This is a genomic window from Pseudoglutamicibacter albus (assembly GCF_022346425.1).
In the GTDB taxonomy this organism is placed as follows: Bacteria; Actinomycetota; Actinomycetes; order Actinomycetales; family Micrococcaceae; genus Pseudoglutamicibacter; species Pseudoglutamicibacter albus.
Genome location: NZ_JAKRCW010000010.1, coordinates 1 through 22,526, shown reverse-complemented (window position 1 = coordinate 22,526; position 22,526 = coordinate 1). Strand labels below are relative to the sequence as shown.

At 56.1% G+C, this 22,526-nt stretch carries 18 protein-coding genes, 2 tRNA genes and 1 pseudogene; 9 read left to right on the top strand and 12 right to left on the bottom strand.

Annotation, left to right across the window (positions count from 1 at the left end; genetic code table 11):
* Positions 1-75: 75 nt before the first annotated feature.
* The 3 genes from MHJ63_RS07025 to MHJ63_RS07015 all read right to left on the bottom strand — a co-directional run bounded on the left by MHJ63_RS07025 (position 76) and on the right by MHJ63_RS07015 (position 2,573).
* On the bottom strand, positions 76-393 hold the full coding sequence (locus MHJ63_RS07025; RefSeq protein WP_239446752.1) for a DMT family transporter: 318 nt from the start codon (positions 391-393) through the stop codon (positions 76-78).
* Between the two features lie 793 nt (positions 394-1,186).
* Complete coding sequence (locus MHJ63_RS07020) at positions 1,187-1,918, bottom strand: rhomboid family intramembrane serine protease (RefSeq protein ID WP_239446751.1); 732 nt, start codon at positions 1,916-1,918, stop codon at positions 1,187-1,189.
* Positions 1,919-2,030: 112 nt separating this feature from the next.
* Positions 2,031-2,573: a peptidylprolyl isomerase gene (locus tag MHJ63_RS07015; protein WP_035756067.1), complete on the bottom strand. Its 543-nt coding sequence runs from the start codon at positions 2,571-2,573 to the stop codon at positions 2,031-2,033.
* Between the two features lie 175 nt (positions 2,574-2,748).
* On the opposite strand from MHJ63_RS07015, the gene MHJ63_RS07010 reads away from it, so the two are divergent.
* Positions 2,749-3,693: a hypothetical protein gene (locus MHJ63_RS07010; protein ID WP_052048439.1), complete on the top strand. Its 945-nt coding sequence runs from the start codon at positions 2,749-2,751 to the stop codon at positions 3,691-3,693.
* Positions 3,694-4,029: 336 nt separating this feature from the next.
* Here MHJ63_RS07010 and MHJ63_RS07005 read toward each other — a convergent pair.
* From MHJ63_RS07005 to dnaA, 9 genes are all read right to left on the bottom strand, one after another.
* Positions 4,030-4,102 (bottom strand) — tRNA-Ala (locus MHJ63_RS07005).
* A 1-nt stretch (position 4,103) separates the two neighbouring features.
* A tRNA-Ile gene (locus MHJ63_RS07000) sits at positions 4,104-4,180 on the bottom strand.
* Positions 4,181-4,478: 298 nt separating this feature from the next.
* Entirely contained in the window at positions 4,479-5,018 is a 540-nt protein-coding gene (locus MHJ63_RS06995) for a DUF3566 domain-containing protein (protein WP_239446750.1), read from the bottom strand.
* Complete coding sequence (gyrA, locus tag MHJ63_RS06990; protein ID WP_239446749.1) at positions 5,015-7,684, bottom strand: DNA gyrase subunit A; 2,670 nt, start codon at positions 7,682-7,684, stop codon at positions 5,015-5,017. The genes MHJ63_RS06995 and gyrA overlap by 4 nt, the downstream gene beginning before the upstream one ends.
* Before the next feature lie 114 nt (positions 7,685-7,798).
* Entirely contained in the window at positions 7,799-9,805 is a 2,007-nt protein-coding gene (gene gyrB / locus MHJ63_RS06985; protein ID WP_239446780.1) for a DNA topoisomerase (ATP-hydrolyzing) subunit B, read from the bottom strand.
* Positions 9,806-10,234: 429 nt separating this feature from the next.
* Entirely contained in the window at positions 10,235-10,912 is a 678-nt protein-coding gene (locus MHJ63_RS06980; protein WP_084590389.1) for a DciA family protein, read from the bottom strand.
* A complete protein-coding gene (gene recF, locus MHJ63_RS06975; RefSeq protein ID WP_239446748.1) occupies positions 10,893-12,086 on the bottom strand; it encodes a DNA replication/repair protein RecF in 1,194 nt (397 codons plus the stop codon). The genes MHJ63_RS06980 and recF overlap by 20 nt, the downstream gene beginning before the upstream one ends.
* A gap of 7 nt (positions 12,087-12,093) precedes the next feature.
* The gene (gene dnaN / locus MHJ63_RS06970) at positions 12,094-13,218 is read right to left on the bottom strand and encodes a DNA polymerase III subunit beta (protein ID WP_035755732.1); all 1,125 of its coding nucleotides are present in this window, start codon (positions 13,216-13,218) and stop codon (positions 12,094-12,096) included.
* 472 nt (positions 13,219-13,690) lie between these two features.
* Positions 13,691-15,427, bottom strand: coding sequence for a chromosomal replication initiator protein DnaA (gene dnaA, locus MHJ63_RS06965; RefSeq protein ID WP_035755733.1), 1,737 nt, complete (start codon positions 15,425-15,427; stop codon positions 13,691-13,693).
* Between the two features lie 588 nt (positions 15,428-16,015).
* On the opposite strand from dnaA, the gene rpmH reads away from it, so the two are divergent.
* From rpmH to MHJ63_RS06925, 8 genes and pseudogenes are all read left to right on the top strand, one after another.
* Positions 16,016-16,153, top strand: coding sequence for a 50S ribosomal protein L34 (gene rpmH, locus MHJ63_RS06960; protein ID WP_035755734.1), 138 nt, complete (start codon positions 16,016-16,018; stop codon positions 16,151-16,153).
* A 72-nt stretch (positions 16,154-16,225) separates the two neighbouring features.
* The gene (rnpA, locus tag MHJ63_RS06955; RefSeq protein ID WP_084590390.1) at positions 16,226-16,582 is read left to right on the top strand and encodes a ribonuclease P protein component; all 357 of its coding nucleotides are present in this window, start codon (positions 16,226-16,228) and stop codon (positions 16,580-16,582) included.
* Positions 16,563-17,126, top strand: a complete 564-nt coding sequence (gene yidD / locus MHJ63_RS06950) for a membrane protein insertion efficiency factor YidD (RefSeq protein WP_239446747.1) — start codon at positions 16,563-16,565, stop codon at positions 17,124-17,126. The genes rnpA and yidD overlap by 20 nt, the downstream gene beginning before the upstream one ends.
* Positions 17,123-18,094, top strand: a complete 972-nt coding sequence (yidC, locus tag MHJ63_RS06945) for a membrane protein insertase YidC (protein ID WP_035755736.1) — start codon at positions 17,123-17,125, stop codon at positions 18,092-18,094. The genes yidD and yidC overlap by 4 nt, the downstream gene beginning before the upstream one ends.
* Positions 18,094-18,678: a Jag family protein gene (locus MHJ63_RS06940; protein WP_035755738.1), complete on the top strand. Its 585-nt coding sequence runs from the start codon at positions 18,094-18,096 to the stop codon at positions 18,676-18,678. The genes yidC and MHJ63_RS06940 overlap by 1 nt, the downstream gene beginning before the upstream one ends.
* Positions 18,678-19,439 carry a 16S rRNA (guanine(527)-N(7))-methyltransferase RsmG gene (gene rsmG, locus MHJ63_RS06935; protein WP_083285470.1) on the top strand — a complete coding sequence of 254 codons (762 nt, stop codon included), beginning with the start codon at positions 18,678-18,680 and terminating at the stop codon, positions 19,437-19,439. Before MHJ63_RS06940 ends, rsmG begins: the two co-directional genes overlap by 1 nt.
* A 118-nt stretch (positions 19,440-19,557) precedes the next feature.
* On the top strand, positions 19,558-20,358 hold the full coding sequence (locus MHJ63_RS06930) for a ParA family protein (protein WP_070491389.1): 801 nt from the start codon (positions 19,558-19,560) through the stop codon (positions 20,356-20,358).
* A 1,587-nt stretch (positions 20,359-21,945) separates the two neighbouring features.
* Positions 21,946-22,526, top strand: a pseudogene (locus tag MHJ63_RS06925) (hypothetical protein); the annotation flags it as partial.

Sequence of the window (22,526 nt, the reverse complement as noted above, 5' to 3'; positions counted from 1 at the left end):
GCTTTTGAGGGGCGGAAGTTCGCATGAGTTGCGGGCTTCCGCCTCTTTCGTATCTGCCTCAATAGGTGCGTGTGCTCAGCTCGATACGAGTTTGAGCCCAATCACGCACGCGATCATCCCTAACAGGAGAAGCACTTTGATGATGCTGAAGTTTTCGTCACCGGTGATCATCCCGTAGGCGACGGCCGCGGAGGCTCCTATAGAGACCCAGATGGCGTAAGCCGAACCGGTTGGCAGGGTTTTCATGGCCCATGCGAGTCCGCCCATCGAGATTGCTGCGGTGATGAAGAAGATGACCGTGGGCCACAGCTTAGTGAACCTCTCGGATTTGCCGAGGGCCGTGGCCCACACGGCTTCGAAGAGCCCGGACACGATCAATACAACCCACGCCATGCTGTTCCTCTATCTTCCTACCGTCTTGTTCGACCGTCCTATTCGACCATCTTGGTGCGAACAGCCTCCGTTCCACAGTATCCACGAGGGCATTCCGCGACCGAAGCAAAGAGCGGTAGATGTGCGATGCAGGCCGAGAAACGGCGGCTCTGGATGACAAGAGCTGTGGACGTGTGAACTTGAGTTATCCACAGGTGGGGATAAAGTGTGTGGATTGCGAAATATTCTCACAGTCTATGCACAGAAAGATGTCCGGATCCCCGGAATCACAGTCATCCCCGTATCTTAAGATCTGAAAGATCTTTCATAAATCACAACGGTGTAAGTTCTCCACACTGTGGAAAACGACTGTGGATAAACATGAAGATAACGGCAGGTGGCGAAAATTTACGAGAATTCCAAGATTCTGTCAACACCCGTGCACAAAGTTATCCACAGGTGGGGATAAAAAGTGGGAAAACGTTCGAACACATCTTCGCTAGTGCTTGCTTTAAGTAATCTTTAAGCTGGATCTTGGCCTAGGTTATAGTTAGCACAGTTTTTCTTCGAATATTTGTCCCTTATTCGAATTACACCGTTGTGTTCTTGTCCACACTGTGGAGAACCACTGTGGATAAGTAAAGACGCCGCGTGCTTTACGCGGCGTCTAGGCTAGAGGTCAGTCAGGATGAGGGACAGGGGTCGCCATCTGGTGCAGGGGTCGCCATCAGGAGCAGAGGTCAGGGTCAGTCCTCTGCCCTAGGTCAGGCTCACAAGGCTTAGCTCGCAATGTTGTACGTCACGGTGTTGCACATCACGGTGTGATGCCGTATTTCGTGAGCGTTGATGTTACGTGGCTCGTGCTCAGCCATACGGCGAGGGCAACCACTCCGGCATAGATCGCAACTTCTGCAATGCGGCGCGGTACTTCCGTCACGATCTTCTGCCGCGACACGGAGGGTTTGATTCCTTCTGTCACATCGAAGAGGTCGCTTACACGTTCAAGAACATAGGGCTGGAAGCGTGCGGTCGCGCCCAGCACGATACCTGTGATTGCTCCGCCGAGGTGGCCTTCCCACGAAACTCCTGGCATGAACAGCCCCTGGAGAAACATGATGACCACAACGGTCGAGAGGCTTGCGAACGCCGTGGTTGCTCCTTTACGCAGGACCATGAGTAGGGAAGTGCACAGGGCGAAGATCCCGCCGGAGGCACCCAGCGCCCCGTCGATGGGGCTTGTTAGCAATACGACCGCGGCACTTCCTCCCACAACGCCTACGAGGAAGACTGCTATAAACCGGATTGTGCCTAGGATCCGTTCGAGCAGCAGCCCCACGTACCACAGCATCAGCAGGTTACTCAGTAGGTGCGCTGAAGGCAGGAACTCGGTGCTGTGGACAAACCCTGAACTCAATAGACGCCACGGTTGCTCGTTAACGTAGACCCCGCGGATCAACATGTCCTCGGTGAAGCTTTCCACCACAAGCTGGACGATATAGAACGCCACCAAGACCACAGTGATGATGATTGTTCCCGGGTAACGCACCAGCAGATTCCTCATTGATATCCCCGTTCGTTTGATGTCTCCATGGTGAGAGCCCTTAAAGGCAGGTGCCCCGGCGCTGTTACAGCACCGGGGCACCTAAGTGAGCCACAAGTTACAGCTTCTTAATATCGATCGAGGAAATAACGACGTCCTCGAGTGGCTTATCGGCCGGGCCCGTAGGGACTGCGTTGAGCTTATCCACGACGGCCTTGGACGCATCGTCCACAACCTCACCGAAGATGGTGTGGTTGCCCTGCAGCCATGTGGTTGGCACGGTCGTGATGAAGAACTGGGAACCGTTGGTGCCGCGGCCCATCCGCTTACCTGCGTTGGCCATCGCGAGCTTATACGGTTCAGCGAACGTCAGTTCGGGATGGATCTCGTCATCAAACTGGTAGCCCGGGCCACCGATGCCGCGACCCAGAGGGTCACCGCCCTGGATCATGAAGTCCTTGATGATGCGGTGGAAGATGGTGCCGTTGTACAGGGGAGTGCCTTTACGGGCTTCACCCGTTGCAGGGTCGGTCCATTCTTTCTCGCCGGTTGCCAAACCAACAAAGTTCTCAACAGTCTGTGGCGCGTGGTTGCCGAACAGATTCAGAACTACGTCGCCCAAGCTCGTATGAATAGTTGCTTCATGCGTTGCAATGCTCATGCCCCCATCATCCCATGAGGCGCCCCTGTTTATGTGGCCGAATCATACGCGTTCAGTGAACAGGTTGGGGCAAGTTCTACAAATCCCAACACAACACCTCGTTTTCCGTCTAGGGTAAATGTATGGAACAACGTCTACTCATGTGTGGACGAACAACTAAAACAGGAGAGCAGTCATGAAAGACCGTTCAGTTAAGAAGACAGAAGGCGCAATTGCCAGCACTGTCGAGAATGTACGCGATTGGGCTGCTCCTAAGCTCCATGCGGCCACCGAAGCGCTTGCTCACGGTTATGAGCAGGTTTCCCCGGTTATTGCCGATGGTTTGAACACCGCTAAGGAGAAGGCAGCAGACATGATGGAAAAGGTTCAGGACGACGTCGTCCCCGCAGCTAAGGATTTCGCCTCCCGCGCGCAAGAAACCGCTAGCGAGACCTTTACGAACGCTAAGACTAAAGCTTCCGAGCTGGCAGCCCAGGCTCAGGCTGGAGCTAACGCTGGCCGTGCAGAGTTGGAAAAGTCCGCTAAGAAAGCGAAGAAGGGCAAGAAGATGTCCAAGCGTCAGTTGAAGAAGCAGGCTAAGCAGGCGGCCGAGGCGGCTCGTAAGGCAGCCGCTAAGGAGCGTAAGAAGCAGAAGAAGTCCGGCGGCAAGAAGTTCTTCTTGTTCGTCCTCTTCGCAGCGATTGGTGCTGCCGCTGTTGCTGCTTGGCGTGCATCCCGTCCAGTCGAGGACCCTTGGAAGAACCCTGCTCCTCAGGAGAAGGCCCCGACCTTGGCTTCGAAGCCAGCTTCCGAGAAGGAGTCCACTGTGGAGAAGGCTAAGGACGCCGCTAAGACCGGTGTCGATGCCGCTAAGGACAAAGCTGCAGACGTCAAAGACAAGGTAGCCAGCGACGACGCTAAGCACGCCGTCAAGGAGGCTGCTGGCAAGGCTAAGGACGCCGCTGGCACCGCAGTTGACGCCGCCAAGGACAAGGCTGCAGACGTCAAGGAGAAGGTCACTGGCGAGAAGCCTAAGCAGTCCGGCCGCCGCGCAGCCGATAAGCCAGTTGCTGAGAAGCCGGCTGCGGAGAAGCCGCTGAAGAACGCAAGCACCGGTTCGGATAACCCACTGAACAAGTAAGCGTTCCCGCTCGCAGACAGCGAGCTCAAAGACGCGAGAGCGCCCCCTCACCACACGTTGGTGAGGGGGCGCTCTCTTTATGCCTCGCTTCCTTTAACGGCCCTCACAAGGGCGTCAACAGGCCCACGGGGCGTCAAGGCGCTCAGGCCCTTCCCCTGAGGCCCTCCTGAGCCACCGGCCCATCAGTCTGCGCCTAAGGCTCCACAGGCAACCAGGGTTAAGGGTCAAAAGGGGCCGCGCGGGGCATAGGGCTGTCCCGCAGCCTGGTTGCGCAGTGGCCGTGAGTTAAATGACGAAGGTCCGGCTGACCTTTCGATCATCCGGACCTTCACTTTGTGGAGGATAGGGGACTCGAACCCCTAACCCTCTGCTTGCAAAGCAGATGCGCTACCAATTGCGCCAATCCCCCATGGTGGGCGTACCTGGAATTGAACCAGGGACCTCATCGTTATCAGCGATGCGCTCTAACCGTCTGAGCTATACGCCCGCACCATTTCCGTCTCTCACTCCGTGAGGAGTTTTGCTACGGAATTCCGCTAAGGAATCTTTCCTCAGTCGATTCTATTCCTAGAACCTTCTTGAACAAAATCGAAACGAAATCTAAACTTCAACTTTGCATCTCTCAATTTTCAAGAGATTCAGTATTCAGTTCTCATTCGTTTTGTTTCCTTAGCAGGAGCAACGTTGAAAGACTCTACCTGGTTTCTTTCTAAGTTCCAAATCAAACGTGATGTGATGTGAAACTCACGTAAACCGGACGAGACCGCCAACGTCACTGCAGGCGTCTAGTCGTCAGTTAACGTTACCGTAATTCCGCCAACAAGGGAAGCCGACAAGTTATAGATCACGGCAGCCACCATCGAAAGCACCGTCAACAGAATCACGTTGACTACCGCGATGATCACCGAGAAGCTCGTGACGTTACCCATCGACACATAATCCTTGACATCAAACTTCTTGCCTTCACCCATAATCGTGCCCAAGAAGTTGTTGATCTGGTCAAGAACACCAGCGACGTCGAAGATAGCCCAGAGCACCACAGTCGCAACAACCGTGACCACACCCAAAGCCACAGACAACAAGAACGCAAGCTTCAAAACGCTCCAAATGTCCACCTTGGACACCATGAGGCGTGCCTTACGCACCTTCGCCTTAGGCGCAGGGCGCACCAGGGTAGGGTTACTGCCACGCGCATTAGCTGGGCGAGCCCCCGACGACGCCGGACGAGCCTTCCCCTGCGAACTCACCGTTTGCGGGGCCGGGCCACGGCCCTTCCCAGACGACGCGTTAGGCCGCTGCGCACCAGGATTCTTTGAGGTACTCACTCGTCTCCTCCGTCAGTTGGCTCAGAATCAGCGCCCTCGCCCTGATCATCTATCTGCACTTCAGCAACTGTACCCGCTTCGGTACCCTCAGCGTCTACACCTGAAGTATCAGTCTCGTCATCGCCGGCTTCCTCACCGGCAGCTTCCAAGTCATGATTAGCGTTCTTCGCAACCGCAAGAATGTGATCCTTCTTGTCCGGCTTAGCGAAAATCACGCCCATCGTGTCACGGCCAGTAGGCGAAACCTGGTTCACAGCTGTACGGACAACCTTGCCCGACTGCATCACAACCAGAATCTCGTCATCTTCCTGAACAACCTTGAAACCAACCAGCTCGCCACGATCCTCAGGCAGATTCGCAACCTTAATCCCGAGGCCGCCACGACCCTGAACACGGTAATCCGATACCGGGCTGCGCTTGGCATAACCGCTATCCGTGACAGTGAAGACAAACGAAGCCTCATCGTCACGAACAACACTCATACCCAACAGTTCATCGCCTGCGCGGAACTTCATACCCGTAACACCAGACGTCGCGCGACCCATCGGGCGAAGAGCGTCATCAGTAGCCGTGAAACGAACCGACATACCCTTCTTCGAAACCAGCATCAGATCATCATGCTCGCTGGCCAAACCAGCCGAAACAAGCTCATCACCCTCACGCAGATTCACCGCGATCACACCGGCCGTACGGTTCGTGTCGTACTCCTCCAAACGAGTCTTCTTAACCAAACCATTACGGGTAGCCAACACCAGATACGGCGACTGCTCATAATTCTCCAGCGCCAAAACCTGCTGAATCTGCTCGCCAGGCTGGAAAGCCAACACATTCGCCACATGCTGCCCCCGCGCATCGCGCGCAGCCTCCGCCAACTCGTAACACTTCAAGCGATAGACGCGGCCGAAGTTCGTGAAGAACGCAATCCAATGGTGGGTCGTGGTCACAAAGAAATGCTCCACAACATCCTGGCCACGCAACTGCGCGCCACGAATGCCCTTACCGCCACGGTTCTGCGCCCGATAATTATCAGAACGCGTCCGCTTGACGTAGCCACCCTGAGTGATCGTGACAACCATTTCCTCAACAGGGATCAAATCCTCAACAGACATATCCCCGTCATAGCCACGCACAATCTCAGTGCGGCGGTCATCACCGAAACGCTCCACAATATCCGTGAGCTCCTCAGAAATCACCTCACGCTGCAACGTCTCAGAAGCAAGGATCCGCTCATAACCCGCGATCTCCTCCATCAACGCGTCATACGTGTCCTGGATCTTCTGACGCTCCAACGCAGCCAGCCGGCGCAACTGCATATCCAGAATCGCGTTCGCCTGATCATCATCGATCCCCAAGAGCTTCTTCAAACCCTCACGCGACTCATCAACAGTCGGTGACTTACGGATCAACGCAATCACGTCATCGAGCACATCCAGCGCCATCAACAAAGCAACCTGAATATGCGCCAAAGCCTTGGCCTTCTTCAAACGATGCTTAGTGCGGCGGACAATCACATCGATCTGGTGATTAATCCAGTGAATAATGAACGCATCCAGCGAAAGTGTGCGCGGAACACCGTCCACGAGCGCCAACATGTTCGCCGAGAAATTCTGCTGCAGCTCCGTGTGCTTATACAGGTTGTTCAATACAACCTTCGGGACAGCGTCCCGCTTCAGGACAATCACCAGACGCTGACCAGTACGGCCCGAGGTCTCATCCCGCAAGTCCGCGATGCCCTGAATCTTGTGGTCCTTCACAAGATCAGCGATCTTGATCGCCAAATTATCCGGATTCGCCTGATACGGAAGCTCAGTCACAACCAAGCACGTACGGCCGTCGATCTCCTCGACATTAACCACCGCACGCATCGGGATAGAACCGCGACCAGTGCGGTACATATCCTCAATACCCTTACGCCCCAAAATACGGGCACCCGTAGGGAAGTCCGGGCCCTGAATGCGCTGCATCAGCGCCTCAAGCAACTCCTCACGGCTCGCATCCGGATGTTGCAGAGCCCACTGCACACCATCGGCAAGCTCACGCATATTATGCGGAGGAATATTCGTTGCCATACCAACGGCGATACCAGCCGAACCGTTCGCCAACAGGTTCGGGAAACGAGCCGGCAAAACAGTCGGCTCCTGATTCTTGCCGTCATAGTTCGGCATGAAATCCACGGTGTCCTCGTGGATATCCCGAACCATCTCCATAGCCAACGGAGCCATCTTCGTCTCCGTATAACGAGGAGCCGCAGCGCCATCGTTACCCGGAGAACCGAAGTTACCCTGGCCCGTAGCCAACGGGTACCGCATGACCCAATCCTGAGTCAGACGCACCAACGTGTCATAAATCGCCGAATCACCGTGCGGGTGGAAGTGACCCATCACCTCACCAACAACACGGGCACACTTATTGAACCCGCGATCCGGCCGATACCCGCCGTCATACATCGCATAAATCACACGACGATGCACCGGCTTCAAACCATCACGAACATCCGGCAACGCACGGCCAACAATGACAGCCATCGCATAATCCAGATACGACTGCTGCATCTCAGTCTGCAGATCAACCTGCGAAACACGGTCACCAGCAACCACCGCGGGAGCCAAAGACTCCTCAGCGCCCTCAGCGTTCACATCCGGATCAGGAGTGTTGTTCTCACTCATCGAATTACAGCTTCTTCCTTAGCCTCAAAATCCAAAAGTCTTCCTCAGCAACAGCGCCACCGTCAGATCCACGTACTCGATCCACACCGTGAAACGCTGCGCACCCTGACGAACCTAAATATCCAGGAACCTCACATCACGGGCATTCTGCTGAATGAACTCACGGCGAGACTCAACGTCCTCACCCATCAGAACAGAAAACACCTGATCCACAGCCGCAGCATCATCCATCGTGACCTGCTTCAACGTACGGAACTCCGGATTCATGGTCGTATCCCACAACTCCGAATAATCCATCTCGCCCAAACCCTTATAACGCTGGATCGCATTATCCTTAGGCAAACGCTGGCCAGCAGCCCGGCCCTTCTCCAACGCCTCATCACGCTCAGCGTCAGAGAACACATAATCGTGCGGGGCATTCGACCACTTGATGCGGTACAGCGGCGGCTGCGCCAAATACACATAGCCGTGTTCAATCAGCGGACGCATGAACCGGAACAGAACCGTCAACAACAACGTGGTGATGTGCTGACCGTCAACATCCGCATCCGCCATCAGAACAATCTTGTGATACCGCAGCTTCTCAATATCGAACTCTTCACCGATGTTCGTACCGAACGCGGTAATCATCGACTGAACCTCACGGTTAGCCAGCGCCTTATCCAGACGCGCACGCTCAACGTTGAGGATCTTGCCGCGCAACGGCAAAATCGCCTGAGTCCGCGGATCACGGCCACGCTTAGCCGAACCACCCGCGGAGTCACCCTCAACAATGTAGATCTCGCACTCTGTTGGGTTCTTCGACGAGCAATCCGACAACTTACCCGGCATACCGAACGTCTCCAACGGAGACTTACGCCGAGCCTGATCACGAGCCTTCCGCGCAGCCATGCGAGCCTGCGCCGAAAGCATAGCCTTCCGGATCACATCCCGCGCCGGCATCGGGTTACGCTCCAGCCAGTCACCCAAACCGTCGTGGATAACACCCTGCACAAAACCACGCGCAATCGAGTTACCCAGCTTCGTCTTGGTCTGACCCTCAAACTGCGGCTCACCCAGCTTGACCGAAACCACCGCGGTGAGACCCTCACGGATATCGTCACCCGTGAGATTCTCATCCTTCTCCTTCAGAAGGTTGTTCTCACGCGCATAACGGTTGATCAACGAGGTCAACGCGGCACGGAAACCCTCCTCATGAGTACCACCCTCATGAGTGTTAATCGTGTTCGCATACGTGTGCACCGACTCCGAATACGCCGAAGTCCACTGCATCGCGATCTCAACCGAAATCTTCCGGTCAGTATCCTCGGCCTCAAAAGCGATCACATCCTCATGGATCAGCTCAGCCTTCTTCGACGCGTTCAGGAACTTGACGTAATCAAGCAAGCCCTCGTCATACTTATAATCCACCGTGCGATGCTGCGGCTTCGACACAGCCTCGCCTGCGTCCGCATCGGCCTCATCAACAACCTCATCACCGGCATCATCAAGACTGCGCTCATCAGTCAAAACGATGCGCAAACCCTTATTCAGAAACGCCATCTGCTGCAAGCGCGCACGTAGGGTCTCAAAATCGAACTCAACCGATTCGAAAATCTCCGGATCCGGATAGAACGTCTGGATCGTGCCCGTCTCATCAGTCGCAGCACCACGCGTGAGCCCCTCACCCACAACGTGGCCGCCGTTCTCAAACGTCACATTCCACTCGTAACCCTGACGCTTAACACACGTGTCAATGCGGCGCGAAAGCGCGTTCACAACCGAAATACCAACACCGTGCAAACCACCCGAAACCGCATAACCGCCGCCGCCGAACTTACCGCCAGCATGCAAAATGGTCATCACGACCTCAACGGTCGGGCGGCCCTCCGTCGGGTGCATATCCACCGGGATACCGCGGCCGTTATCCTCAACACGGACGCCACCATCGTCCTGCAGGGTCACCCGGATCGTGTCCGCATACCCGGCCAACGCCTCATCGACCGAGTTATCAACCACCTCATACACGAGGTGATGCAAACCACGCGGGCCGGTCGAACCGATGTACATACCCGGGCGCTTCCGGACAGCCTCAAGCCCCTCAAGCACCGTAATCGCAGACGCACCGTATTCCTCAGTCACCTTATGGTTGCCGACATGGCCGGTGCCCTCATGTGTCTCACCATGAGTCTGATCCCCAGACCCCTCATGGTGTTCCGAAACGCCGTTCTCCGGCTGGATATCCTCCGCCACGGTACTCCCAGTTCTTCAATCATCTACAGCGGGCGCCTGCACCACACGCACAACAACAAGCACGCGGGCACACAAAAACGCCAATTTAGATCCATTCTAGCGCGGAATAAGTACGTTCGTCGCGTTAGCAGGCCCGTAAACGCCCCTTAGACACGATGCATCCCCATATATGTAGGGCATCCCCTCCGGCCCTCCCATCCCCTCAGAACCGATCGAGCGGGATGCGGAGTACGCAATACAAGGCTCAGAATGCGGGGTTCGGAAGGGCAGTGGTGGGAACGATGCGCCGGGTGCGAAACACACGATGCCTCGCGTGCCTCACCCGTATGTGTCCCGCGGGCCCCGCCCGCCCGGAGCAGACCGCGGCCCCTTACGCCACGAAGGCGCCGCCGGCCCCAAAGCCTTGATCCGCGTCACCACGCCATGACCCACCGCAGCATCCAAACGCTTCAACAAATCATGCTGCATCAGCTGCAGATTCGTAGCCCACGCAGTAGAAGAACACCGAACCACCACAACCGAATCCTCAAAAGACTCAGCAACCGCGTGCGCGGCAACCTGCGGCCCCACAATCTCAGGCCACCGAGCCAAAACAGAACCCACCGCAACCGGTTCAGCCCAGCCCCGCGAACGCATCATCCGCTCCAGCAGCTCACCCAAACCCACCGGATCACGCCCGCCAGCATCAGGATCATCCCACTTCTGCTTACGGCTCTTACGGGCCCGCGCCTTCTGCTTAGCGCGCTGAACCATCGCCGCATCACGGCGCACATCACCTCGGGACAAAGCAAGCTTCCGCGCGCGAGCCAAAACCACCGCCGGGGCATCATCCACCAAAGCATCAAGCCCCTCAAGTTCAGCTTCGAACGCCTCAGCCTCATTCGGCTGCGCATCACAACCCTGCGTTTCAAAATCACAACCCTGCGTTTCAAAATCACAACCCTGCGTTTCAAAACTGTCCTCTTCAGGGCGCGGCTCAGGCGTTTGTGGCGTCATCGATCATCACCTCCCCAGGCGAAACACGCACCACCGTGGCATCCAACCCTTGAGGAATCTCGCTACCCACCGCGGCAGTAACCACAACCTGCTCGGCATCCGCCAGCGCCGCCACCAGACGCTGCCGCCGGAACTCATCCAACTCAGCGAACACATCGTCCAGAATCAATACAGGACGCGCCGCTTCGGAAGGGTCATCCTCCATCAGAACCCGAAACGCCGCCAACCGCAAGGCCAGCGCCAACGACCACGTCTCCCCGTGAGAGGCAAAACCCTTAGCCGGCGCGGACCCAAGCCCCAACATCACATCATCACGATGCGGACCAACCGTTGTCGTGGCACGCTCAATATCACGGGCGCGGGAAGCCTCCAACGCTTGGCTCACCACATCAGTGATGTGCACCATATCAGGGGTCAACAACGTCTGCTCCGCGACCGGGCCATCAACCGAACCCAGCGTTTCCGCCTCATCAACCACTGTCGTGAAATAACGCAACGTAGCCGCCTTAGCCCCATTCGTCAGCTCCGAATAAGCCTGGGCAACATGCGGAGCCAACAATTTCGCCACATGAATCCGGTTCCGCATAAGCGGTGCCGCAGCTTGCGCGAAATGCATATCCCACACATCAAGAGTGGCCTCGTGGGCTTCAGTGAAACCGCCCGATGCGCGAGCCGACTTCAAAAGTGCGTTGCGTTGACGCAATACCCGGTCAAATTCGTTGCGCACCGCGGCCTGATCCGGCCGAAGCTGCACCACAAGATCATCAAGGAAACGGCGCCGAACCTCCGGCTCGCCCTTGACCAGCTCCAGATCTTCAGGGACAAACAGGATCGAACGGAGAATGCCTAAAGCCTCACGAGCTCGCGAAAAATCAGCGCGATTGACCCGTGCCCGGTTCCGCCGCCGCGGATTAATCTCAACTTCAACACGCGTCAGGCGGTCCCCGCGGTTAACCTGGCCCGCGATCAACGCGCGCTCCGCACCGAAACGCACCAGCGGTGCATCCTGGCTCACACGGTGAGAATCCTGTGTAGCCAAATAGCCGATTGCCTCAACAATGTTGGTTTTACCCACACCATTGGGCCCCACCAAAACAGTAGTGCCAGGGCTCAAAGGCAACTCGAGATGCTGATACGTACGGAAATCGTGCAGCGAAAGATGCGTCAGATACACCCAAACATCACGCGTTAGGCAGACGCACCGGCATCACCAAATAGCGGAAAGACATATCCGGCTGGCCGGTTTCCTGATCAAGCGCGGTCAACATCGCAGGCTTCGGCGCGGTAGTGAACGCAAACTGAACATTCTCAGTGTCAAAAGCAGACAAACCCTCGGACAAGAACGGAGGGTTGAACGCGACCGTGATCTCATCGCCGTTGAGCTGGCTTTCGATGGCTTCTTCAGCTTGGGCTTCTTCACCCGTTCCCGCATCGAGCGCGACCTGGGCATCAGTGAATTGCAAACGCACAGGGGTGTTTCGCTCAGCCACAATCGAAACACGGCGAACGGCCTCAATCAGCTCAGGAGTAGAAACCGATGCGTGAATAAGCGATTCCTCCGGGAACAGAGAGCGAATCTTAGGGTAATCACCATCAACCAAAAGCGTAGTGGTGCGGCGCGAACCCGAAACGAAACCGACAATATCGCCGTTTTCCTCCATGCAGATGCTGAGCTCACCAGCAGAACCTAACGTCTTAGCGACATCCGAGAGGGTCTTAGCCTTCACGAGAGCCGAAGTTGAAACGCTCGAACCAGCTGGCTTCCAATTCAACTCACGCATCGCAAGACGATAGCGGTCAGTCGCCAATAGCGTCATCGTGTCATCTTCAAACTCAACCTTGATGCCAGTGAGGATCGGCAAGGTTTCATCACGAGCAGCAGCAACCGAAACCTGAGCAACAGCCCGAGAGAATTCTGTGCCATCAACAGTGCCAAGAACATCGGGCATCTTAGGCAGGCTCGGGTATTCATCAACCGGCATGGTGGCCAAGTGGAAACGGGAACGGCCACACGAAACCGTGAGCTTAGCGTTCTCAAGTTCAAGAGTCACTGGAGCCGCAGGCAAAGTACGGGCGATGTCGGCGAGCATCTTGCCAGAGACAAGCACCGAACCTTCCGTTTCGATGTTGGCATCCACGTCAAGGTGTGCCGAAGTCGTGTAGTCAAAAGCCTCAAACGTCAGAGTGTTATCCGCGGCAGTGATCAAAATACCGGAAAGTACAGGGGTCGCTGGACGAGGAGCGAGTGCTCGAGCAGTCCACGTCACGGCTTCAGTGAGCACATCACGGTCCACGCTGATCTTCACAGATTCACCTTCCGATGCGAAATACGAGGCTTTCGGTGCGCATGAGATTCAAGCACAAGAGTAAGACCTTATTCACTCTTGTGCTCAAAAGTCACACAGGGCACGTGTTTAGCCTACCTGGTTCAAATAACTTGTTCACTGAGATTTAGAAATCAGCCTGTAGGGGCGTGTAGTTCGAGCCGGGGCCGGTCGAATCACAAAATGTAATTTGGATAGATGTTTAAAGGTGGGAGGAGTAGTAACCGTTGTGGAGTTTGTGTAAAACCCGTCAGATCCGCATGATTCAGCTATCCACTGAGTGTGGATAAAGTGTGGAGAACTCTAACGCATTATTCCCATCACTGTGAAGCATATAAGAGTGAGCTAGGACTATGCGAAGCGAAAGGCATGTCACCCACAGTTATCCACAGCTCTTTGCACATTTCTTGCGGATAACTACAAAATATTCGGATTTAACCGCGTAGTTACAGGGTTAATCCCGCTGCTGCTGCCGCATCGTATTGGTCAGTTCCGTGACCTGGTTATAGATCTCGCGCCTCTCAGCCATCAGCTCACGGATCTTGCGCTCAGCATGGATCACAGTTGTGTGGTCGCGTCCGCCCATCAACTCACCGATCTTCGGAAGCGACATCTCTGTCAGCTCACGCAACAGATACATCGCGATCTGCCGTGAGGTAACCAGAGCCCGGGTACGCGACTTGGAATTGAGCTCAGCCACTGTGAACCCGAAGTACTCGGCAGTTGTGTGAATGATCGTTTCAGGCGTCAGCGTTTGCGCGCCCTCATCCGTGACAAGGTCCTTCAGCACATGTTCGGCCACTTCTAAAGTGGCGGGCTGTTGGTTCAACGAGGCATATGCCGTCACGCGAATTAGTGCGCCCTCAAGCTCACGGATGTTCGTTGAGATTCGCGAGGCGATCGCTTCCAAAACCTCGGGAGGCACCGAAAGATCTTCAGCCTCAGCCTTCTTACGCAGAATCGCGATACGCGTCTCCAGCTCAGGCGGCTGAATATCAGTGGTCAAACCCCACTCGAAGCGCGAACGCATGCGGTCTTCAAAGCCTGAGAGTTGCTTGGGCGGCAAATCCGAGGTGATCACAACCTGCTTGTTGTGGTTGTGCAACGCGTTGAACGTATGGAAGAACTCTTCCTGAGTTGCGTCCTTGTTCGCAAGGAACTGGATGTCGTCAATCAGCAGGATGTCTACGTTGCGGTACATCGCCTTGAAGCTGGTGCCCTCGTCATCACGAATCGAGTTGATGAAGTCGTTCGTGAACTCTTCCGAGTTGACGTAGCGCACCCGGATTCCGCGATACAGATCGCGTGCATAGTGCCCGATGGCGTGCAACAAGTGGGTTTTACCGAGCCCCGAACCCCCGTATATGAAAAGTGGGTTATATGCCTTAGCGGGCGCCTCCGCTACAGCCACGGCCGCGGCGTGGGCGAAACGGTTCGATGAACCGATCACGAACGAATCGAAAACGTATTTAGGGTTCAGCCGCCCAAATTCCGCCGATGTCGATGGGGGCTGCGGCACGGCACGGCCAACCGGAAGCATGGCTGAGCCAGATGCCGCGCCCTGGCTCGCATCGAGCCTTTCAGCCGCGCGTTGGAAACGCTGCACATCCGCTTCTGCACGCAAGAATTCACCGTTATCGTGCGGCTGTCTCGATGTGTCCTCGTGCTCAAGAGGGTAAGGGGCAATTGTCTGATAGCGGTTGCTATCAAATTCCTGGTGGTTGAAGTTCTCGCGCGGCCGCTCAGCTGCGGCATACTCGCCGCGGTCATCATATTCACCGCGATCGAACCGACGGCGCGGATCGACATTCGAAGAAACGGGGTGTGGATCCAGGATTTGCAGCTCGTTGGCGGGGGAGACCTCGTTGCCGCGGTAGCGGTCGGGGCTTTCCGCAACTGAGGTATCCGCATCGTCAGCACGGGTTTCGATGGTTGCATCGATTGAGAAAGCGCACAGCATGTCCTGACCAAAAACGGTGCGCAGAGCATCATCGAGCGGTTCACTCAGCACGCTTTGCAGAGTGTCGCGAGTCAATTCGTTAGGGACAGCTACCAGGAACGTGGTTCCAACACGCCCCTGTGGTTGCGCTAATTCGAGGTAGCCGCGCTGACGGGGTGTAACGCGCGGGTCTGCACGCAACTCTTGGACCACTTTCCGCCACTGATCGGCGGTTGCGTCCTGAGTGCTCATCCCAGTTTCCCTTCTGTTAGCGCATAGATGACGTGAACGGTGCGATCAGGCGGGGAGTCAAGAAAGGACTCGGCGCCGACACAGCGAACACACAGCTGAGACTACGGTACAGCCTGTGCAAAAGATAGACCCCAACGGCACTACCGTACCCGTACCCACCACAGGTTGACGAACTTATGCACAGGAAAATGGGGATAACTTGGACTGTAAACGCAAGTAATCCCCAGAGTTCTCCCCAGGCTGTGGATAACTTTCGTGAACAGGGTGTGAAAAGAATGCCTAATTAAGGTGATTTGAGCTGTTTCGTGCATGCAGCTGCGCACATCAGCGTGATTCACCTAACCCGGGTTTGACCCGCAACAATCAAACTGGCTACACTGGATCAGTTCCGTGCGTTGCGGCGTGCCCAAAAGGTGCACCCGCGAACCTGACAATGAACTGGCCAAACGGATACAACATCGTCCCGGTTAGTCCTCGTTAGAGCACGGTTGTAAACGTGATACAACGCATCCATCCCGTTACATCCCTCAGGCATAACCCCTCAGGCACAGCGGGCGATGCCCTAACTGACGTCTCGGAGTGTTCAACGTGACCAAGCGGACTTTCCAGCCGAATAACCGCCGCCGCAGCAAGAAGCACGGCTTCCGCCTGCGCATGCGCACCCGCGCCGGCCGCGCAATCCTCTCGACCCGCCGCAACAAGGGTCGCAAGAGCCTCTCTGCCTAACCCGCTCGAGCCCGCGTCCGGAACCACACGGTAACCGGACCAGCTCAAGCGAACCCAACAACGGGTGTTTTCGTGCTCCCACAACAACATCGAGTACGCAAAGGCAACGAACTGCGAAACGTAATGCGTTCCGGTACCCGTAAAGGGTGCCGGAACGTCGTTGTCTTCGCTACACCTACCAAGAACCCGGTTCCACGCTTTGGATTCATCGTCTCCAGAAAAGTAGGAAACGCGGCAGTACGAAACCTAGTCAAGCGTCGACTACGCGCCAGCGCATGGGAGATCATTAAAGAAGGCATCCCAAACCACGACGTGGTGGTACGTGGCCTACCCGCCGCAGCTCACGCAGACTACAACACCCTCAACACCGACCTCCGCAACGGACTACGCAGAATCGGGGTGGACATCAGTGGCACGCAACAAAAATAGACGCACACCACACACCCACCTCAACCCTGCCCGCGCAACGGAATCAAACTCAACCCGACAGCACAAAGCAGCTGAACAGCGCGGCTTAGCTGAACAACACAGTTCAGCGGAACTACACAGCCGCAATGATGAGCGCAGCCTCGCCGAGCAGCTGGGTCCCGCACCCATCGTCCCTGACAACCAGGCACCCGCAGTACCGTGGTGGCGCCACATCGTGGACATCCCACGCAACCTCATCATCGGCTTCATCAAGTTTTGGCGGCTTGCCATCTCCCCGCTCTACGGAGATGTGTGCCCCTACTATCCAACCTGCTCCGCCTACGGGCTAGAAGCAGTAACAAGCCACGGCGCCATCAAAGGCTCGTGGCTCACCGTATCGAGAATCGCTCGATGCCACCCATGGACCAAAGGGGGAATCGACCCGGTGCCACCCGGCAAACGGATTTGGCCAGAGTCGAAGGCACCGAAGATCATGGTGTTAAACCATCCCCTGCATTCGTCTCAGCCGCACACCGCGGCTAAGGAGCAAAGCGGCGCTTTATGAATTTCTTTAACTGGCTTCTGACCCCATTCCGCTGGGTCATGTCCTTCCTCATGGACATGTTCCACAGCTTCTTCACCCTGATTGGGATGGACCGGGACTCCGGCTGGACCTGGACTCTCGCGATCGTGCTGGTCACGGTCACGGTCCGCGCCGCTTTGATCCCTGTGTTCGCACGCCAAATTCGCGCCCAGCGCGCAATGCAGGTTGTGCAGCCAGAACTGCGGAAACTCCAACAGAAATACAAAGGCAAACGCGACCAGCTGTCACAGCAGGCGATGCTTGCCGAACAGCGTGCACTGTTCAAGAAGCACAACACCTCGATGTTCGCGTCCTGCATGCCGTTGCTGATTCAGATGCCGTTCTTCTTCGCGCTCTTCCAGGTGCTGAATGGCTCGACCCACGCGGCTAACGCCAACGAAAACATCGCGGCACTCTCCGCAGAGAAAGTCCGCTCCTTCCACGACGCCACGATCTTCGGCGCCCGCCTCTCCGACACCTTTGTTGGCACGCTCGGTAGCGGCTCACCTAAGGCATCCGTGATCATCGTCGCGATCATCCTGATCATCGCGATGGTCGCCCTCATGTTCATCACGCAGCGCCAGCTGATGACCAAGAACATGACCCCGGAATCCCAGCAGGGCCAGTTCGCACGCCAACAGCGCATGATGATGTACTTCCTGCCAGTGGTCTTCGGTATCGGTGGTATTAACTTCCCACTGGGTCTGCTGGTTTACTGGACTGCAACCAACATGTGGGTTCTGGCCCAGCAGATGTGGGTTATCAAGCACAACCCGACGCCTGGTTCGCTTGCCGAAAAGGAACTCAACATCCGCCGCGCCGCACGCGGTCTTCCGCCCATCGGGCAGAAGGATGCACCTGCAAAAGAAGAGAACACTAAAACAAATCAGACGCACGTGCGTGGCCAGCGTATCCAGCCGCAGCGTAAGAACCGGAGGAAGCGTAAGTGATGAATAACGAACAGTTGCAGGACCTCGAAGTCACCTCCGAGAATGACGCCGAGCGCGCCTCGGATGATGCCCAGCCTGAGCGTGAAACCGGTAAATCCCTCACGATGCAGCGCCTGGAAGAAGAAGGCGACGCCGCAGCTGACTATCTCGAAGAACTCCTGGACATCGCTGACTTGGATGGCGACATCGACATCGAGGTTCGTGGCGGACGCGTCTACGTTTCAGTAGAAACCGAAGATGACGATGCGGACCTTCAAGAACTCGTGGGCCGCGACGGCCGGGTCTTGGACGCCCTGCAGGAACTAACCCGCCTGGCAGTTCTGGCGCACACCGGCCAGCGTTCACGTTTCGTTCTAGACATTGCCGGCTACCGCAAGGAACGCGCCGAAGAACTCAAGGACATCGCGAAGAAAGCTATCGACGCCGTCAACGAGACAGGTGAGCCGGAATCCCTGGAACCGATGACCCCGTATGAACGCAAGATCGTTCACGACGTCATTGCGGAAGCTGGGCTTGTTTCCGAATCTGAAGGTGAAGGCACCCGCCGCCACGTCGTCGTGCACCCTGCTGAGGACGCGAGCTAATGACTCCACAGACCAACGGTGAGCAGCATCGTCCACAGGATGATGAGCAGCGCCGTCCCGGTACTGGCCCGGAAGGCCCGCGGGTTGATTCCTCGGAGATCGCGGTAGCTCCTGAAGATGCACCGCGACCGAGTGAGCAGGAGCTTCCCGCGGTTGAACACTATTTTGGTGACCGCGCGGGGCTCGCTCAGAGATACGTGGGGCATCTGGCTTCCACTGGTATTGAGCGTGGCCTGCTTGGTCCACGCGAGATCCCTATTCTGTGGTCGCGGCATGTTCTCAACTGTGCTGCTTTGGCCGATGTGATGCCCGAAGGCGCACTGGTTGCTGACGTCGGTTCCGGCGCTGGATTGCCGGGTATCGTTTTGGCTCTAGCGCGCCCTGACCTGACTCTTGTCTTGATTGAACCGCTACAGCGCCGTTGTCAGTGGCTTGATGAAGTGATCGAGGACTTAGGCCTGAGCGACCGAGTCGATGTGGTTCAGGCTCGCGCCGAACAGATGGTCGAAACCTTAGATGTTGATGTGGTGACGGCCCGCGCAGTGACTGCGATGCGTCAGCTGGTTCCTTTGACTCTTCCTCTGATGCGTGGGGGAGGGGAGCTGATCGCGTTGAAGGGCCGTTCGGCTGCGGCTGAGGTTGAAAAGGCTGCGAAGGTGATCCGGAAATATAAGGGCCGCGATGTCCGGATTGAAACTGTGGGTGAGGAATGGCTCGCCGAGCCGTCAACCGTAGTGCGGATCGTGGTTGATCCTCGATAAGGTTGAACTCTGAAGGTTATGGATGAGAGGCGCAGGAATGCTCGATAATAATCAGGCCGGCGACAATATTTCTGGTGATTCGAATTCTGCCGCTGAGGTCTCTTTTCCTGCAGGCGATATGAAGCGTCCCGAAGCGACCCGCGTTATTACGGTGAGCAACCAGAAGGGCGGGGTAGGGAAAACCACCACAACCGTGAACCTGGCTGCCGCGCTTGCTTTAGAGGGCATGCAGGTTCTGGTGATCGATAACGATCCCCAGGGTAACGCCTCCACCGCGTTGAATGTTCCTCACTCTTCTGAAGTTCCCTCGACCTACGACGTCCTGATTGAGGGGACACCCTTGTCTGACGTTGTTCAGAATTGCCCTGACGTGGACAACTTGGTTGTTGCTCCTGCGACGATCGATCTTGCTGGCGCCGAAATTGAGTTGGTCTCCCTTGAGGACCGTAACGTGCGGTTGGCTACAGCTATCCGGGACTACGCCGAGTACCGTGAGGCCAACGGCCTCCCTCGTCTTGATTTCGTTTTCATTGACTGCCCGCCGTCGTTGGGTCTGTTGACGGTTAACGCTTTCGTTGCAGCGCGTGAGGTTCTGATCCCGATCCAGAGTGAGTACTATGCACTCGAGGGTTTGAGCCAGCTGTTGAGCAATATCGAGTTGATCCGTGAGCATCTGAACCCTGAGCTTGCGGTGAGCGCTATCTTGTTGACCATGTACGATGGCCGCACCAACTTGTCCTCGCAGGTTGCCGAAGAGGTTCGGGGGCATTTCCCTGATCAGGCCCTAGATTCCGTGATTCCACGTTCGGTGCGTATTTCAGAGGCGCCAAGTTTCCAGCAGACTGTGCTGACGTATGACCCGACGTCCACTGGCGCCTTGGCATATATCAACGTTGCGCGGGAACTTCTGAACAAATAAAGCATTTTTACTTGAGTGCACTGTTGATCCGCTGTCAACAGTGGATTCCTTGATCGAGTCCTTTTACCTGACCTGCCCTAAGGGTATCCAAGGCGCAATTTCCGTATTTCGGCTCACTTCTCGGCCATTCGAGTCTTTCGGAGCGTTTCACGTGAAACGCGGACCTACGGATACAACGCGTCTACGAGTACGACGGACTCATGAATGCAACGTGCTTCTGAATGCGGCGGGCGCATCAATACGATGGGCGCAGATCGGAACCTTTCGAACCGGCAGGGGAGCGGACGGAATCCATAGTGGTTTGCTGCAGCGTGGAGTCAGTTCTATTAGCTTTCACGCGTTCAGAAGCTGAGCCGGAGGTAGAGCTGTAGATAGTTAGACTTTCGGATACATGCTGCAGGGATTCTCCGGGCGTCACTGGAGACATTGACTCGTCGAGGTAGATGCCGCCTAGCTGGTGAATGGCTCTGGTCTAACTAGCTGACTGCGTATGTGCACTAGTTCTCTGGTCTAAACGATGCCAGTGGGGTAGGAGGGTCGCCTGCCACCTGCACGATCCATGCACGTAGCTGCTGAGCCAGGTGAGTAGGCTCCGGTGTGCGTGAGTGCTTCTGAACAATAGGCAGACAATCTTCCCGGTTGTTCGGCTTTCTGTCCTTGAAGCCCGGCGTTCTTCAGTAACGGCAGGAGCGTAGTTCTTGTTTCCGCAGGAACGTGGCAACTAGGTGATGTTATGAGAACCCGGTGATGCTGAATGCCAGTGCCCGTTTCACGTGAAACGCAGGGAGTAGAGTGGTTAGCAGGTAAGCGACAAGGCGAATTGTTGCAGCGTTGCAACGCTAACTGAAATAGGGTCTTGTGCGTTTGAAGGCGTCTCAGTTCTCGCGCACATGACCTCAGAGAGCTATGCGGGGACGCCTGCAACGAAGGGGATCCCTGCCTACTTACCATATGCAGTTAGGACGGGCGCAAGGTGAGAGTAGACGCAGCTTCTTGGCTACTTCCTGCCAGAATCTTTGGTTCACGCCATTGTGAGCCTCTAGTCACCTCAACCTGTTCACGTATCTCTCACGTCATCCTTCAAACCATGTTTCACGACATCCTTCACCCATCTGTTACGACATCGTTCCCACCGCGAGAGAGGGTGGGACTAGTCCGCCGACGTAGCCCATGCCGAGACAGAGGTTGCATAAAAACGCGCCTATCCCGGTGTCAAGGAGGAACGACAACACCGGCGTACATCAGCCGCAGCGGCAGCAAAGTCGTCCTGGAGAACCGGGATCCGCAAGACTGCAAGTACGTTGCCGGGCCGCCTTTGTTAACCGCGCTAAGCGGAACGATGTCCCGGCACATTACATTTGTCCTGTAAGTACACGAAACGCTGCGAGAGATAAACGTGCTCGTTGGACCGTTTCACGTGAAACCCAGGCATGAAACTAGCCGCCAATAGGGATGGAATCCGTATGAGGCGGAGCCCACGGCTCACTGTACTGACCAGAAAAGATGTCTTGCGGGGAAACCTGCCGAATCCAAGGCCGCGATTAGCGCCAAAGCGGATAAACTAGTTGCGAGCGAAGGAGCGTTTAGATGGCCACACCACGTAGGCGCGGTCTCGGTAGGGGACTAGGTGCACTCATCGGGGCGAGCACCCCGCAGCAATCCGCCAGCGAAACTACAGCGAACAACGAAGATACAGAGCAACAAGCCAAGACTCGTACAGAGGCTGCGAAGGACGTGACTCGTACGAAGGCATCTTCTCAGTCCTCGGCTACATCTGCCGAGACCGGGTCTAAAAAGTCGAAGACTCAAGCAACACAAAAGTCTTCCACCCCTAAGGCAAAATCTGCGACGACCAAGACAGGTAGCGCTCAGGCGTCGCAGAGTAAGCCCACGTCGACCAAAGATGATGCGAAGGCAACCAAGAGTGAGGCGCGTACACCCGCTGCGAAATCTATAGCAAGCAACACAACTGGACGCTCTAAGGCGTCTGAGGTTTCACGTGAAACGCAGGCAACTTCAGCCTCCAATGTCCAGGGTGGTAAATCCGCGCGGAAAGCAACGGGGGATAAAGCTAACCACAAGCGGCGCCCTGTGGACTTCTTCTTCACCACCGAGGCGGATCGCAGCACTGAACATGATTCAGTAGACGGCAGTGGCGCCAACGAGAC

Coding starts and splice junctions, on each gene's coding strand:
- MHJ63_RS07025 (WP_239446752.1), bottom strand. CDS start 393: ATGGCGTGGGTTGTATTGATCGTGTCCGGGCTCTTCGAAGCCGTGTGG.
- MHJ63_RS07015 (WP_035756067.1), bottom strand. CDS start 2,573: ATGAGCATTGCAACGCATGAAGCAACTATTCATACGAGCTTGGGCGAC.
- MHJ63_RS07010 (WP_052048439.1), top strand. CDS start 2,749: ATGAAAGACCGTTCAGTTAAGAAGACAGAAGGCGCAATTGCCAGCACT.
- gyrA (WP_239446749.1), bottom strand. CDS start 7,684: ATGAGTGAGAACAACACTCCTGATCCGGATGTGAACGCTGAGGGCGCT.
- MHJ63_RS06980 (WP_084590389.1), bottom strand. CDS start 10,912: ATGACGCCACAAACGCCTGAGCCGCGCCCTGAAGAGGACAGTTTTGAA.
- dnaA (WP_035755733.1), bottom strand. CDS start 15,427: ATGAGCACTCAGGACGCAACCGCCGATCAGTGGCGGAAAGTGGTCCAA.
- yidC (WP_035755736.1), top strand. CDS start 17,123: ATGAATTTCTTTAACTGGCTTCTGACCCCATTCCGCTGGGTCATGTCC.
- MHJ63_RS06940 (WP_035755738.1), top strand. CDS start 18,094: ATGAATAACGAACAGTTGCAGGACCTCGAAGTCACCTCCGAGAATGAC.
- rsmG (WP_083285470.1), top strand. CDS start 18,678: ATGACTCCACAGACCAACGGTGAGCAGCATCGTCCACAGGATGATGAG.
- MHJ63_RS06930 (WP_070491389.1), top strand. CDS start 19,558: ATGAAGCGTCCCGAAGCGACCCGCGTTATTACGGTGAGCAACCAGAAG.